This window comes from Pseudoxanthomonas sp. 134C1 (assembly GCF_057773065.1).
In genome coordinates this window covers 99,855-113,404 of the sequence record NZ_JBYMTH010000004.1, presented here as the reverse complement: position 1 = coordinate 113,404, position 13,550 = coordinate 99,855, and the positions used below count along the sequence as shown (strand labels likewise).

General features: G+C 67.4%; 13 protein-coding genes. 7 read left to right on the top strand and 6 right to left on the bottom strand.

The window, feature by feature from the left end:
* Positions 1-33: 33 nt before the first annotated feature.
* Genes AC3DEZ_RS09750 through AC3DEZ_RS09725 form a run of 6 tightly spaced genes read left to right on the top strand, consistent with a single transcriptional unit; the run spans position 34 to position 5,920 of the window.
* Complete coding sequence (locus tag AC3DEZ_RS09750) at positions 34-2,868, top strand: monovalent cation/H+ antiporter subunit A (RefSeq protein WP_488388037.1); 2,835 nt, start codon at positions 34-36, stop codon at positions 2,866-2,868.
* On the top strand, positions 2,868-3,263 hold the full coding sequence (locus AC3DEZ_RS09745; RefSeq protein WP_447103398.1) for a Na+/H+ antiporter subunit C: 396 nt from the start codon (positions 2,868-2,870) through the stop codon (positions 3,261-3,263). Before AC3DEZ_RS09750 ends, AC3DEZ_RS09745 begins: the two co-directional genes overlap by 1 nt.
* Positions 3,260-4,795 carry a monovalent cation/H+ antiporter subunit D gene (locus AC3DEZ_RS09740; RefSeq protein WP_488388036.1) on the top strand — a complete coding sequence of 512 codons (1,536 nt, stop codon included), beginning with the start codon at positions 3,260-3,262 and terminating at the stop codon, positions 4,793-4,795. The genes AC3DEZ_RS09745 and AC3DEZ_RS09740 overlap by 4 nt, the downstream gene beginning before the upstream one ends.
* Complete coding sequence (locus AC3DEZ_RS09735) at positions 4,795-5,280, top strand: Na+/H+ antiporter subunit E (protein WP_488388035.1); 486 nt, start codon at positions 4,795-4,797, stop codon at positions 5,278-5,280. The genes AC3DEZ_RS09740 and AC3DEZ_RS09735 overlap by 1 nt, the downstream gene beginning before the upstream one ends.
* Entirely contained in the window at positions 5,277-5,561 is a 285-nt protein-coding gene (locus tag AC3DEZ_RS09730; protein ID WP_295382420.1) for a K+/H+ antiporter subunit F, read from the top strand. The genes AC3DEZ_RS09735 and AC3DEZ_RS09730 overlap by 4 nt, the downstream gene beginning before the upstream one ends.
* Positions 5,558-5,920, top strand: a complete 363-nt coding sequence (locus AC3DEZ_RS09725) for a Na+/H+ antiporter subunit G (protein ID WP_488388034.1) — start codon at positions 5,558-5,560, stop codon at positions 5,918-5,920. The genes AC3DEZ_RS09730 and AC3DEZ_RS09725 overlap by 4 nt, the downstream gene beginning before the upstream one ends.
* On the opposite strand, the gene AC3DEZ_RS09720 is transcribed toward AC3DEZ_RS09725, so the two are convergent.
* From AC3DEZ_RS09720 to hppD, 4 genes are all read right to left on the bottom strand, one after another.
* Positions 5,921-6,868 carry a calcium/sodium antiporter gene (locus tag AC3DEZ_RS09720; protein ID WP_488388033.1) on the bottom strand — a complete coding sequence of 316 codons (948 nt, stop codon included), beginning with the start codon at positions 6,866-6,868 and terminating at the stop codon, positions 5,921-5,923.
* A gap of 83 nt (positions 6,869-6,951) precedes the next feature.
* A complete protein-coding gene (locus tag AC3DEZ_RS09715; protein ID WP_488388032.1) occupies positions 6,952-7,578 on the bottom strand; it encodes a lectin in 627 nt (208 codons plus the stop codon).
* A gap of 61 nt (positions 7,579-7,639) precedes the next feature.
* Positions 7,640-8,935: a homogentisate 1,2-dioxygenase gene (gene hmgA / locus AC3DEZ_RS09710; RefSeq protein ID WP_488388031.1), complete on the bottom strand. Its 1,296-nt coding sequence runs from the start codon at positions 8,933-8,935 to the stop codon at positions 7,640-7,642.
* Between the two features lie 91 nt (positions 8,936-9,026).
* Positions 9,027-10,121, bottom strand: a complete 1,095-nt coding sequence (hppD, locus tag AC3DEZ_RS09705; RefSeq protein ID WP_488388030.1) for a 4-hydroxyphenylpyruvate dioxygenase — start codon at positions 10,119-10,121, stop codon at positions 9,027-9,029.
* Between the two features lie 99 nt (positions 10,122-10,220).
* Here hppD and AC3DEZ_RS09700 point away from each other — a divergent pair, with 99 nt between their 5' ends.
* On the top strand, positions 10,221-10,745 hold the full coding sequence (locus AC3DEZ_RS09700; protein ID WP_488388029.1) for a MarR family winged helix-turn-helix transcriptional regulator: 525 nt from the start codon (positions 10,221-10,223) through the stop codon (positions 10,743-10,745).
* 106 nt (positions 10,746-10,851) lie between these two features.
* On the opposite strand, the gene AC3DEZ_RS09695 is transcribed toward AC3DEZ_RS09700, so the two are convergent.
* Positions 10,852-12,357, bottom strand: a complete 1,506-nt coding sequence (locus tag AC3DEZ_RS09695) for a peptide MFS transporter (protein WP_488388028.1) — start codon at positions 12,355-12,357, stop codon at positions 10,852-10,854.
* Positions 12,358-12,541: 184 nt separating this feature from the next.
* On the bottom strand, positions 12,542-13,414 hold the full coding sequence (locus AC3DEZ_RS09690) for a tryptophan 2,3-dioxygenase (protein ID WP_488388027.1): 873 nt from the start codon (positions 13,412-13,414) through the stop codon (positions 12,542-12,544).
* Positions 13,415-13,550 lie beyond the last annotated feature (136 nt).

Below are 13,550 nucleotides of genomic sequence, written 5' to 3'. Positions count from 1 at the left end.
CTCGGGTCAACACCCGCCATCGAATCCCGACGAGTGCCCGCATCTCTCGACCTGTTGCTGTGCCTGCCTTTCCTGTTCGCCCTGCTGATTTCATTGGGGCGCCCCAGGTCGCGCAGCACGGCGGCATGGCTGGCCGGCGCGGCGCCGCTGCTGGGGCTGTGCCTGCTGGCCACGATGGCGCCGGAGATCCTGCGCGGCGGGATCGTGCGCACGGAGCATGCGTGGATTCCGCAGATCGGCCTGGGCTTCGGCCTGCGTCTGGATGGCCTGGCCTGGGCCTTCACCGGACTCGTGCTGGCGATCGGCGCGCTGGTGGTGATGTACGCGCACTACTACCTGAGCGCGCGCGATTCGGCGGTGCGCCTGTACGCGTACCTGTTGCTGTTCATGGGGTCCATGCTCGGCGTGGTGCTGGCGGGCAACCTGATCCTGCTGCTGGTGTTCTGGGAATTGACCAGCATCAGTTCGTTCCTGTTGATCGGCTACTGGCACCATCGCCAGGACGCGCGCGAAGGCGCGCGCATGGCCCTGGCGATCACCGGAGGCGGTGGCCTTGCGCTGTTGGCGGGCGTGTTGCTGCTGGGCCATATCGTCGGCAGCTACCAGCTGGATGACGTGCTCGCCGCGGGCGCGCAGATCCGCGCGCATGCGTTGTATCCGCTGACCCTGGTGCTGGTGCTGGTGGGCGTGTTCACCAAGAGCGCGCAGTTCCCGTTCCATTTCTGGCTGCCGCACGCGATGGCCGCGCCCACGCCGGTCTCGGCCTACCTGCACTCGGCGACAATGGTGAAAGCCGGCGTGTTCCTGCTGGCGCGGCTGCATCCCGCGCTGGCTGGCAGCGAACTGTTCTTCTACCTGGTCAGCGCGATCGGCGCGGCGACGTTGCTGATCGGCGCATGGCAGGCGATTTTCCAGCAGGACATCAAGGGCCTGCTGGCCTATTCGACCATCTCGCACCTGGGCCTGATCACGCTGCTGTTTGGCCTGTCCACGCCGATGGCGGTGGTGGCGGGACTGTTCCACATCCTCAACCACGCGGTGTTCAAGGCATCGCTGTTCATGGCTGCCGGCATCATCGACCACGAAACCGGCACCCGCGACATGCGCCGGCTCGGCGGCCTGCGCCGCTACCTGCCCTTCACCAGCGCGCTGGCGATCATCGCCAGCCTGGCGATGGCGGGCGTGCCGCTGCTCAACGGCTTCCTGTCGAAGGAGATGTTCTTCGCCGAGACGCTCGACATGAGCGATGCGCATGCGACCATGCGCTCGGCGATGAGCCTGATCGCGGTACTGGCCGGCATCTTCGGCGTGGCCTACAGCCTGCGCTTCGTGCACGACACCTTCTTCGGCAAGGGCCCGCGCGCGCTGGAACAGATGCCGCACGAACCGGCGCGCTGGATGAAGATCCCGGTGGAAATCCTGGTGGTGCTCTGCCTGATCGTCGGCATCGTCCCCGCCTGGACCATCGCGCCGGTGCTCGGTGCGGCGGTGCGCGGCACCCTTGGCGCCGCCGCGCCGGAGTACAGCCTGGCGGTCTGGCATGGCTTCAACCTGCCGCTGCTGATGAGCGTGATCAGCCTGGTCGGCGGCGTCGCGCTGTACTTCGGCCTGCGCCGCCTGCTGGATCTGCACGCCATCGTCCGCCAGTCGCTGGGACGGCGGATTTTCCTGTTCAACGTCGATGCCCTGTTCGCGCTGGCGCAGCGCCTGACCCGCCGCATAGCCAACGGCAGCCTGCAGCGCAGCCTGGCCTGGCTGGTGCTGGCCGCGATCGCGGTCGGGCTGGCGCCGTTCCTGTCCGGCCACGCCCCGATCGCCTGGCGCGCGCCGCAACCGATGCCGCCGCTGGGCTGGATCCTCTGGCTGCTGCTGGCGGCCTGCGCGATCACCTCGCTGCGCTGGTACCGGCAGCGCCTGGTCGTGCTGATCCTGCTCGGCGGCGCGGGGTTGGCGGTGAGCCTGACCTTCGTGTTCCTGTCGGCGCCGGATCTGGCGCTGACCCAGTTGCTGGTGGAGATGGTCAGCCTGCCGCTGCTGCTGCTGGGCATGCACTACCTGCCATTCCGTTCACCGCCGGAACGGCAACCGGCGCGCCGCTGGCGCGACATCGCGATTGCGCTGGCGGCCGGGATCGGCGTGGCCCTGCTGGCCTATGCGGTGATGACCCGGCCTGCCGGCGGCATCGGTGAGGAAATGCTGGCGCGCTCGCTGCCGGAAGCGTTCGGCCGCAACGTGGTCAACGTGATCCTGGTCGACTTCCGCGGCTTCGATACCTTCGGCGAGATCACCGTGTTCGGCATCGCCGCGCTGCTGGTGCATGCGCTGCTGCGGCGCGCGCGGATGGCGCCGGAGAAGATCATGCCCGGCCCGCCGATCCCGTTGCCGGTGCCGGCGGATCTGGCCCAGATCATGTTCCCCCTGACCCTGACGGTGTCGTTCTTCCTGTTCCTGCGCGGCCACAACGCGCCGGGTGGCGGTTTCGTCGCCGGCCTGGTGCTGGCGGTGCCGCTGCTGATGCAGTACGTCATGCAGGGCGCGGCATCGGTGGAATCGCGTTTCGGTTTCGACTACGTGCGCTGCATCGGCGTCGGCCTGCTGGTGGCGGGCCTGGGCGGGGTCGCGCCGCTGGCGCTGGGCCATTCGTTCCTGACCAGCGGCCACGTGGTATGGAACCTGCCGCTGGTCGGCGATCTGGAACTCACCAGCGCGATGGTGTTCGACACCGGCGTGTACCTGGTGGTGTTCGGCGGCGCGATGCTGATCCTGTCGATGCTGGGCACCATCAAGCCCTCGCGCACGCAGGTCGCCCGCGAGGGCGTCATCGACCTTGACCAGCGCTCACTCCGGACCGGCGAGGTGGAACGCTGATGGAACTCGCCCTCGCCAGCGCGATCGGCCTGCTCACCGCCTCCGGCGTGTACCTGCTGCTGCGCGCGCGCACGTTCGACGTCATCCTCGGGATGACCCTGCTGTCCTACGCCACCAACCTGTTGATCTTCGCCGGCGGACGGGTGGTGGCCGGCAAGCCGCCGGTGCTGCGCGACGGAGTGGCGACCACCCTCGCCTACTACACCGATCCGCTGCCGCAGGCGCTGGTCCTGACCGCGATCGTGATCGCCTTCGCGATGACCGCGGTCAGCATCGTGCTGGCGATCCGCAGCCGCGCCGACACCGGCAGCGATCACGTCGACGGCGCGGCCGGCGAGCGGCGGCATGACACGCGGGTGGACGCATACCACGAAGATCGGCGGAGGAAGGCATGAGCCATCTGCCGCTGCTGCCGATCCTGGTGCCGCTGTTCGCCGCGGCACTGGCGCTGTTCGCCGAACACCGCCGTTTCGGCATGGTGCCGCAACGCGTGATCGCGGGCGTGTCGCTGGCCGTGCAGTTGGTGGTGGCGATCTGCCTGCTGCGCGCGGTCGCCGACGGCACCGTGCTGGTCTACCTGCTCGGCGACTGGCCGGCGCGGCTGGGCATCAGCCTGATGGCGGATCGCCTGTCGGCGATGATGGTGCTGGTGTCGGCGCTGCTGGCGGTGGCCTGCCTGCTGCATGCCGGCGCCGGCTGGGATCGGCGCGCGCCGCATTTCCACGCATTCTTCCAGTTCCAGCTGATGGGCCTGAACGGCGCGTTCCTGACCGGCGACCTGTTCAACCTGTTCGTGTTCTTCGAGGTTCTGCTGATCGCCTCGTACGGACTGATGCTCAGCGGCGGGCGTGGCGATCGCATGCGCGCCGGTTTCCACTACGTCAGCGTCAACATCGCCGCGTCCACCCTGTTCCTGATGGCGCTCGGCCTGCTGTACGGCCTGCTGGGTTCGCTCAACATGGCCGAGATGTCGATGAAGGTCGCGCAGGCGCCAGCCGCCGACCTGCCTCTCATCCAGGCCGCCGCCGGCCTGCTGCTGCTGGTGTTCTGCACCAAGGCGGCACTGCTGCCGATGTACCTGTGGCTGCCGCAGACCTACGCGCACGCGCCGGCGGCGGTCGCCGCGCTGTTCGCGATCATGACCAAGGTCGGCCTGTACGCGGTGCTGCGGGTATGCCTGCTGCTGTTCGGTGCTTCCGCCGGCGCACTGGCCGGATTCGCATGGGTTTGGCTGCTGCCCGCCGGCGTGGTCACCCTGGTGCTGGCGTCGCTGGGCGTGATGGCGGCAGTGCGGTTGCGGGCGCTGGCCGCCTACCTGGTGCTGGTCTCGGCGGCCACGCTGTTCATCGCGTTCGCGCTGGCGCGCGAAGGCACGATCGGCGCCGGCCTGTACTACCTGGCCCACAGCACGTTCGCCGGCGCATCGCTGTTCCTGATCGCCGATCTGGTGCGCCGCCGCCGTGGCGAGGATGGCGACCGCGGCGATCGCGGCCTGCCGGTGCCGGCCAAGACCCTGCCGGGCCTGATGTTCCTGATCGCCGCGGTCTCGCTGGCCGGGCTGCCACCGCTGTCGGGCTTCGTCGGCAAGCTGCTGCTGTTGATGGCCACGGTCGAGCAGCGCTGGGTCTGGACGGTGTTGCTGGCGAGCAGCTTCCTGGTGCTGGTGGGCATGGCGCGCGCGGGCACGCGGCTGTTCTGGCGCGTACCGCCCGACGCCGCACCGATCATGCAGACGGATGCGTCGCCGGCGCCGGCCCGCACATTGGAAACCGCGGCCACCCTGCTCCTGCTGGGATACGGCGTGGCGATGGCGCTGGCCGCCGCGCCGATCCTGGACTACACGCGCGCCGCGGCCACGCAGTTGCTTTCGCCAGCCGCCTACGTGGAGCAGGTCCGCGCGCAGTTGCCTGCGATGAGGGCGCCCTGATGAAGCGCTGGATTCCCTCCTGGCCGCTGAGCCTGACGATCTTCTGTTTCTGGCTGCTGATGAACTCGGTGCTCAGCTGGGGGCACGCGGTGCTCGCGCTGGTGCTGGCGGTGGTCATTCCGCTGTTCGCCGCCCGCCTGGATCGCGAGTTCGCGCGCATCGGCCGTCTGCGCCTGATTCCACGGATGCTGTGGGTGCTGGGCTGGGACATCGTGCGTTCCAACATCGAGGTCGCGCGCCGCGTGCTGGGGCCGGAATCGGCCATCACCCCCGGTTTCATCTGGGTGCCGCTGGACATCGGCAACATCCACGGCATCGCCGCGCTGACCAGCATCATCACCCTGACGCCGGGCACCCTGTCGGCGGTACTGTCGGACGATCGCCGCCATCTGCTCGTGCACGTGTTCGATCTGAAGGATCCCGGAGCGGTCATCGCCCAGATCAAGCAGCGCTACGAAGCGCCCCTGATGGAGATATTCCCATGACGCCCGAATCCATCGTCGCCGTCGCCATCGTCGCCTCGATGCACGTGGTCGGCCTGGCCATGCTGCTCGCGCTATGGAGATTGCTGCGCGGGCCGACCGTGCCGGATCGGATCCTCGCGCTGGACACCCTGTTCGTGGCCGCCATCGCCGAACTGATGCTGTTCGGCATGCATCTGGATACGCCGATCTACTTCGAAGCCGCGCTGATCATCGCGATGCTGGGCTTCGTCGGCACCGTGGTGCTGAGCAAGTACATCCTGCGCCGGGACATCGTCGAATGAACATGCTGATCGCCCTGCTGCTCGCCGCGCTGCTGGCCATCGGCAGCTTCTTCATCCTGGTCGGCTCCTATGGCCTGGCCAAGCTCTCGGATTTCTTCAAGCGCCTGCACGGCCCGACCAAGGCCAGCACGCTGGGCGTGGGTTGTGTATTGCTGGCGTCGGTCGGCTACCACGCCTCGCTCGGGCACGATCCGCAGCCGCGCGAACTGCTGGTCACCGCGTTCCTGTTCATCACCGCGCCAATCAGCGCGCACCTGATGGCCAAGGCCGCGCTGTCGCTGAAGATGGCCACGCGCCCGCCCGGACCGGGCCGGGCGGACGGGCAAGTGGACGGGCGCGCGGAAGACGATCCGGCCTGATCAGGCCAGCATCGCGATTTCCAGCACCACCCAGGCCACGAACGCGAGCACCAGCACGGCGCCCTCGCCGCGGCTGACGCGCAGGTCGCCGCGCAGCATCGGCAACAGCATCACCGCGAAGGCGATCGCCGCGGGCAGCTCCAGGCGGACGAAGGACGTCGGCAGCGGCGACGGCCGGAACACCGCCATGCCGCCCACCACCACCAGCAGGTTGAACAGGCTGGAACCGATCACGTGGCCCACCACCATGTCGCCCTGCCCGCGCCGCGCCGCGGCGACCGCGGCCGCGACTTCCGGCAACGCGCTGCCGATCGCCACCGGCAACAAGCCGGACAGCAACGGGGTCAGGCCGAGGCTGGCGCCGAGTGTGGTCGCGGACTGGACGATGAACTTCGCACCGAAATACAGCAGCGCGATGGCGATGCCCAGCCGCAGCAGCGCCTGCCACCAGGCGACCGCCGGGCCGGCGTAGGCCGCGACGTCCCCGCGCACCGGTTCGGCCTCGCGCGCGCCACGGGCGAGCAGGAAGCCGAGCATCGCGACGAAGGCCAGCAGCAGCACGCCGCCCTCGATGCGTCCGATGACGCCATCCAGGCCCAGCACGATCAGCGCCAGGGTGGCGATGATCAGCAGCACCAGCAGGGGCGAGAGCAACCGCATCCGCACCAGCAGCGGCGCGCACAGCGCCGCCACGCCCAGGGTCAGGCCGAGATTGACGATGTTGCTGCCGACCGCGTTGCCCAGCGCGAGATCCTGTGCGCCCACCCAGACCGCGCGCGCGTTGACCGCCAGTTCCGGCAGCGAGGTGCCGAAGGCGATCAGCAGCAGGCCGGCGACGAAGGGCGAAGCCCCCAGGCGCTGCGCCAGCGCCGAGGCGCCCTTGACGATGGAATCACCACCCAGTGCCAGCAGCACCAGGCCCAGCAGGAAAAATCCCCATGCTTCCATCCGTGCGCCTCCTCGCGTCGATGGGCGATTCTATGCCCGGCCGGCGGCCCGCCACCAGCCGGGCGCCGGCAGGCGGGCGCGGCTCAGGAACAGCCTTCCACGTAATCGGCCTGCGGCGTCAGGCCGACCCGCCAGCGGGTGACCTTGCCGTCCGCGCCCACCTCGAACACCAGCTTGCTCGGCGCCACCCCGCTGGCGGCCATCGACAGGTAGCGACCGCCTTCGACGTATTTGTGCGGAGTGGATTCCAGGCCGTCGTTGTAGAGCTTCTGCAACGCTTCGGCCTGCATGCCGACCTTGCCGCCACCCGGCGCGGTTTCCTTGTCGGTGCCGACGTCGTAGCGGACGAACCTGCCGTCCTCGATCATGAAGGCCAGTTCGTTTCCGTCCTTGGCCCACTTCGGCAACAGGTAGTGGCAGGTGCTGCCTTCACCGGAGGGTAGTGATTTGAGTTCACCGCCCCAGGCCGTTTTCGCCTCGTCCTCGCTGCTGCCGAGCTTCATGTCGCCGAAACCGGCGAGGCCCGCCTGCGCCGGCGCGGGCGGGGCGGCCGGGTCGGTGGCGGGAGGTGTCGTGGATCCGGCCGGAATGTCGGCGGCCGGTGGCGGTGCGGGCGCCGGCGCGTCGGCTTCCGCGGGCGGCGGTTTGCAGGCGGCCAGCGCCAGGGTCATTGCAAGCGTCAGCAGGACCGGCTTGGGTGCGAACGTCATGGCGGCGACTCCGTGGGAAAGCCGCAGCCTAGCGCGTCGCCGTGAAACTGTCGCGAACGCCTCAGTCCGGCTTGCGGAAGTGCTTCTGCAGTCCGGCCCAGCAGGCCAGGTAGTCGCGCTGGCGATGACCGCCTTCCAGCGCCTGTGCCGCAGGGCGGATCACCGCGCGCGTTTCGAACATGAAGGCCATGGTGTCGCGGATGACGTCCGGCTTGCCGAGGTCCGCGCTGCTGGCCTTCTCGAAGGTCGCCGCATCGGGACCATGCCCGGTCATGCAGTTGTGCAGCGACGCGCCACCCGGCGCGAAACCGTCCGCCTTGGCGTCGTACACGCCGGTGATCAGGCCCATGAACTCGCTGGCGATGTTGCGGTGGAACCACGGCGGCCGGAACGTGTCCTGCGCCACCAGCCAGCGCGGCGGGAAGATCACGAAATCCAGGTTGGCGGTGCCGTGGGTGTCGCTGGGCGAGGTCAGCACGGTGAAGATCGACGGATCCGGGTGATCGAAACTGATCGACCCGATGGTGTTGAAGTGGCGCAGGTCGTAGCGGTACGGCGCGTAGTTGCCGTGCCAGCCGACCACGTCCAGCGGCGAGTGGCCGATGGCGGCGCGCCACAGGTGGCCCTGGAACTTGGCGATCAGTTCGAACCCGCCTTCCACGTCCTCATAGGCCGCGTGCGGGGTTTCGAAATCACGCGGATTGGCCAGGCCGTTGGCGCCGATGGGCCCCAGATCCGGCAGCCGCAGCGCGGCGCCGAAGTTCTCGCAGACATAGCCGCGCGACGGGCCATCGGGCAGCTCGACGCGGAAGCGCACGCCGCGCGGAATCACCGCGATCTGCTGCGGTTCCACCTCGACCACGCCCAGCTCGGTGGCGAGCACCAGCCTGCCCTGCTGCGGCACGATCAGCAGTTCGGCGTCGGCGTCATAGAAGAAGCGACCCTGCATCGATCGGTTGGCCGCGTACAGATGGACGCCGACGCCGTGCTGGCCGGCGGGCGACCCGTTGCCCGCCATGGTGTACAGCCCCTCGACGAAATCGGTCGCGGCGTCCGGCAACGGCAGCGGATTCCAGCGCAACTGATCCGGGGTGACCGGGCCGTCGCCGAAATCGTTGTGGAAACGCGGCTGCGCGTAGGTTTCGAAGTTCGAATGCATCGCCGCCGGCCGGATCCGGTAAAGCCAGCTGCGCCGGTTCTCGCTGCGCGGCGCGGTGAACGCCGTGCCCGAGAGCTGTTCGGCATACAGGCCATGCGCCACCCGCTGCGGCGAGTTGCGTCCGACCGGCAGCGTGCCGGCCACGGCCTCGCTGGCGAAATGGTTGCCGAAACCGGTTTGGTAGCCGCTGCTCTTCATGGTGCCTGCCTGTGGCCGCGACGGACGTCGCGGCGATGCCGATGACGCGATTCTGCCTGAACTGCGGCGCGGCGCCGGGCGCCGTCCGGATTCAGAGCACGCCGCGGCGCATCTGATCGCGTTCGATGCTCTCGAACAGCGCCTGGAAGTTGCCTTCGCCGAAGCCTTCGTTGCCCTTGCGCTGGATGATCTCGAAGAAGATCGGGCCGATCGCGTTCTGGGTGAAGATCTGCAACAGCTTGCGCTTGTGGGTTTCCGGATCGGCGTCGATCAGGATCTTGTTCTTCGCCAGCCGCGGCACATCCTCGCCATGATCCGGCACACGCTGGTCGATCACGTCGAAATACGTGTCCGGCGTGTCGAGGAATTCGACACCCGCGTCGCGCATGGCTTCCACCGTCTCGTAGATGTCGTCGGTGAAGCAGGCGATGTGCTGGATGCCCTCGCCCTTGTACGCGTCCAGGTATTCGTTGATCTGCGACTTCGGATCCGAGGATTCGTTCAGCGGGATGCGCACGATGCCGTCCGGCGCGGTCATCGCCTTGGACAGCAGGCCGGTCTTGGCGCCCTTGATGTCGAAGTAGCGGATCTCGCGGAAGTTGAACAGGCGCTCGTAGTAGTCCGACCACTTGTCCATGTTGCCGAAGAACAGGTTGTGGGTCAGGTGATCGATGAAGGTCAGGCCGAATCCCTTCGGATTCTGCTCCGTACCCTGCACCGGCAAGTAATCACCGTCGTAGATGCTCCCCGCGCCGCCATAGCGATCCACCAGGTACAGCATGCAATCGCCGATGCCCTTGACCACCGGTGCGGACACCGCGCGGGTTTCCGGCTTGTGATCGATCGCCTCACCGCCATTGCCGATGACGGTGTCGAACACCTGTTCCGCCGGTTTGCTGAAGCGGATCGCGAAGCCGCAGGCGCAGGGGCCGTGCGCGCGGGCGAAATCGGCGGCAAACGAATCCGGATCCTCGTTGACCAGGAAGTTCACCCCGCCCTGGCGGTACACGGTGATCGGACGGGTCCGGTGACGCAGCACGGCGGTGAAGCCGAGCCGGCGGAAGTAGTCGTGCAGGGCCTCGCCCTGGCCATCCGGGGCGGCGAATTCGACGAACTCGAAGCCGTCGATACCCATCGGGTTCTCGAAGGTGGTGACCTGCATGCCGAGGTTGGGTTGTGCGTTCATGGAGCGCCTCGCTAGGCTTGCGGTGGGACAGCCTGCTTTATAGTTTCAATTGAAACTACTTGCAAGCTGCGCCGCGCCATCCTTTTCCGAACCGGCCCCATGAACGACCCCAATCCCACCCCAGACGCCCCTTCCGCCTCGCCGGCCGAACATCCCCACGCCGTGCTGGAGCTGGAACGCTTCCTGCCCTACCGCCTCAGCGTGCTGTCCAACCGGGTCAGCCAGACCATCGCCCACCTGTATGACCAGCGTTTCGGCCTGGCCATCACCGAGTGGCGGATCATGGCGGTGCTGGGGCGATTCTCGGATCTGTCCGCCGGCGAGGTCGCCGAACGCACCGCGATGGACAAGGTGGCGGTCAGCCGCGCCGTGGCCAAGCTGCTGGAACGCGGACTGATCAAGCGCGATACCCATGGCGACGACCGCCGCCGCTCGGTGCTGGCGCTGTCGGAAGTCGGCTACTCGGTCTATGACGAAGTCGCGCCGATGACCCTGGAATGCGAACGCCGGCTGCTGTCCGGCTTCAGTCCGGAAGAGCGGGAGCAGATCAGCCGGTTGATCGACAAGCTGTCCGACGGCGTGGTCCACATGACCGGCTCCACGCCGTGGAAGCAGTCGGACTGATCCGGATCGCCGCGGCGACCCATGCCCCCGCCGATATCCAGCCAATCTCCAGCCAAGAAAAAAGGCGGCCCGCAGGCCGCCTTTTTCTTGCCACGTGATCGCAGGCTTACTTCACGCCGTGCATCAGCTTCTGCACCAGCGGCGCGATCAGGAACAGCAGCACGCCAAAGCCCAGCAGCGTCCAGAACCCGAAGGTATAGCCGGACAGCGCCGAGGCGGTGGTCATGCCGGTTTCGCCGCTGACGTGGCTGGCGAAGATGCCGGACAGGTTGTTGCCGATGCCGGTGGACAGGAACCAGCCGCCCATGCCGAAACCGACCAGGCGCACCGGTGCCAGCTTGGTCACCATCGACAGGCCGATCGGCGACAGGCACAGCTCGCCGATGGACTGGATCCAGTACACCGCGAACAGCGTCCAGAACGGAATCTTCAGGCTCTGCGGATCCACCAGGCTGGACAGCGCGAACATCAGCAGCAGGAAGGCCAGGCCGTTGAAGATCAGGCCCAGGCCGAACTTGCGCGGAATCGACGGATTGGCGCGGCCCATCTTGACCCACAGCCACGCCATGAGCGGCGCCAGCGTGATGATGGCGACCGAGTTGACCGACTGGAACCAGCCCACCGGGAAGATCCAGCCGCCGAAGTCGCGATTGACGATCTTGTCGGCGAGGAAGCTGAAGGAGCTGCCGGCCTGCTCGAAGAAGCACCAGAACAGCACGTTGAAGGCGAAGATGATCAGCATCGCGATCACCATGTCGCGCTGCTTCGGCCCGTTGCGGATGCCCTCGACCAACAGCAGGATCGCCAGGCCGATGAACATCGCGGTGAGGATCCACTGCAGCGAATCGGCGCCGAGGTTCAGCAGGAAATAGAACACCGGAATCGCCGCAATCGCGCAGATTGCCGTGATCGCCAGCCGCGCCATGCTCTCGCCGCCCACGGGCGGCACGCCGATGCCCTTGAGCTGGGTGCGCCCGAACCAGAACCACACCAGGCTGATCAACATGCCGATGCCGGAGGTGATGAACACGATCTTGTAGACCGGCATGGTGTCGGTGCCGAACACCTTCTCGGCCAGCCAACTGGTCAGCAGCGGCGAAATCATCGCACCCAGGTTGATGCCCATGTAGAACAGGGTGAAGCCCGAATCACGGCGCTCGTCGCCGACCGTGTAGAGCTTGCCGACCATGGTCGAGATGTTCGGCTTGAACAGGCCGTTGCCGGCGATGATGGTGGCCAGGCCGACCTTGAAGATGTTCTGGTCCGGCACCGCGATCATGAACAGGCCGGCCGCCATGATGGCCGCGCCCAGCAGGATCGATCGCTGGTAGCCGATGACCCGATCCGCCACGTAGCCACCGAAGATGGCCGCCGCGTAGACCAGCGCCAGATAGGCGCCATAGACCTGGTTGGCCGGCGTCTCGCCGGTGCCGCTGCCACCGTAGAACTGCGCCACGATATACAGCACCAGTGCCCAGCGGATGCCGTAGAAGGCGAACCGCTCCCAGAATTCTGTCATGAACAGCATCCACAATGGGCGCGGGTGGCCCAGGGCCTGCTGGAATTCCGGTATCGGTTGCACCGGGTCTTGCGTATCGACGGCACCGCTCATGCGGTCTCCCCCCTCGTTATTCAGGAATGACAAATCCACGCGAAAGCCGCGCGGGACGGGGGAGAATTACCGACGCCCGCGGCTCCGTCAATGCCGATTTTCCTGAATACGGGGGTCGCCGGACCGCCCGAACCGCGGGAAAACCCGCCGGTTCCAGAGCAAGGGGACCGCCTGCGCGGCGGCCTCAGGGCGCGGGCGGACGGGCGCCGTCGATGGAGGTCCGGACTTCGAACAGCTCCGGGAAAAACGACAGTTCCAGCGCCTGCTTGAGGAAACCCACCCCGCTGGACCCGCCGGTGCCGCGCTTGAAGCCGATGATGCGCATCACCGTGCGCATGTGGCGGAAACGCCAGAGCTGGAACTGGGATTCCAGATCCACCAGGTCCTCGCACAGCGAGTACTCGCGCCAGTAGCGATCGGTGTCCTCGTAGATGCGTTCGAACACCGGCAGCAAAGCATGATCCGAGACATGCGGCTGGCGCCATTCGCGCTCGCGATGTTCCTGCGGTACCGCGTGGCCGAAGCGCGCCAGGTAGCGGAGGAACTCGTCGTACAGACTGGGCGCGTCCAGGACCTGCTGCAGCGAGGACTGGCCGGCGGGGTCATGCGCGAACACCTTGAGCATGTGCGCGTTCTTGTTGCCCAGCAGGAATTCGATGGTGCGGTACTGCAGCGACTGGAAGCCCGAGGACGGACCCAGCAGATCGCGGAAGCCCATGTACTCGGACGGCGTCAGCGTCTCCAGCACCGACCATTGCTCGGTCAGCTGGCGCAGCACCTGCTTGGCGCGCGCGAGCACCTTGCGGGTCTGCCACACCTCGTCACGCTGCAGATGCACGATGGCCGCGCGCAGCTCGTGGATCATCAGCTTCATCCACAGCTCGGAGACCTGGTGCTGGATGATGAACAGCAGTTCGTCGTGATGGGCCGGATCGGACACCGGCTGCTGCGCCGCCAGCAACCGGTCCAGGCGCAGGTAGCCGCCGTAGGTCAGGCGTCCCTCCAGATCGGTATGAATGCCTGCTTCCAGGGCTCGCTCGTTCTTTTCTACGGACATCCGTCGACAGGCGGGGCAAGGCTGCGGGGCGCAGCGGGGCCGCCAGCGTAACCGATACCGCCGGCAGCGCCCTTCCCTGCCGGCGGTTGCCAGCAAAAACCGGGACTTATGTCATCGCCGTGCAATGCGCGGGCCG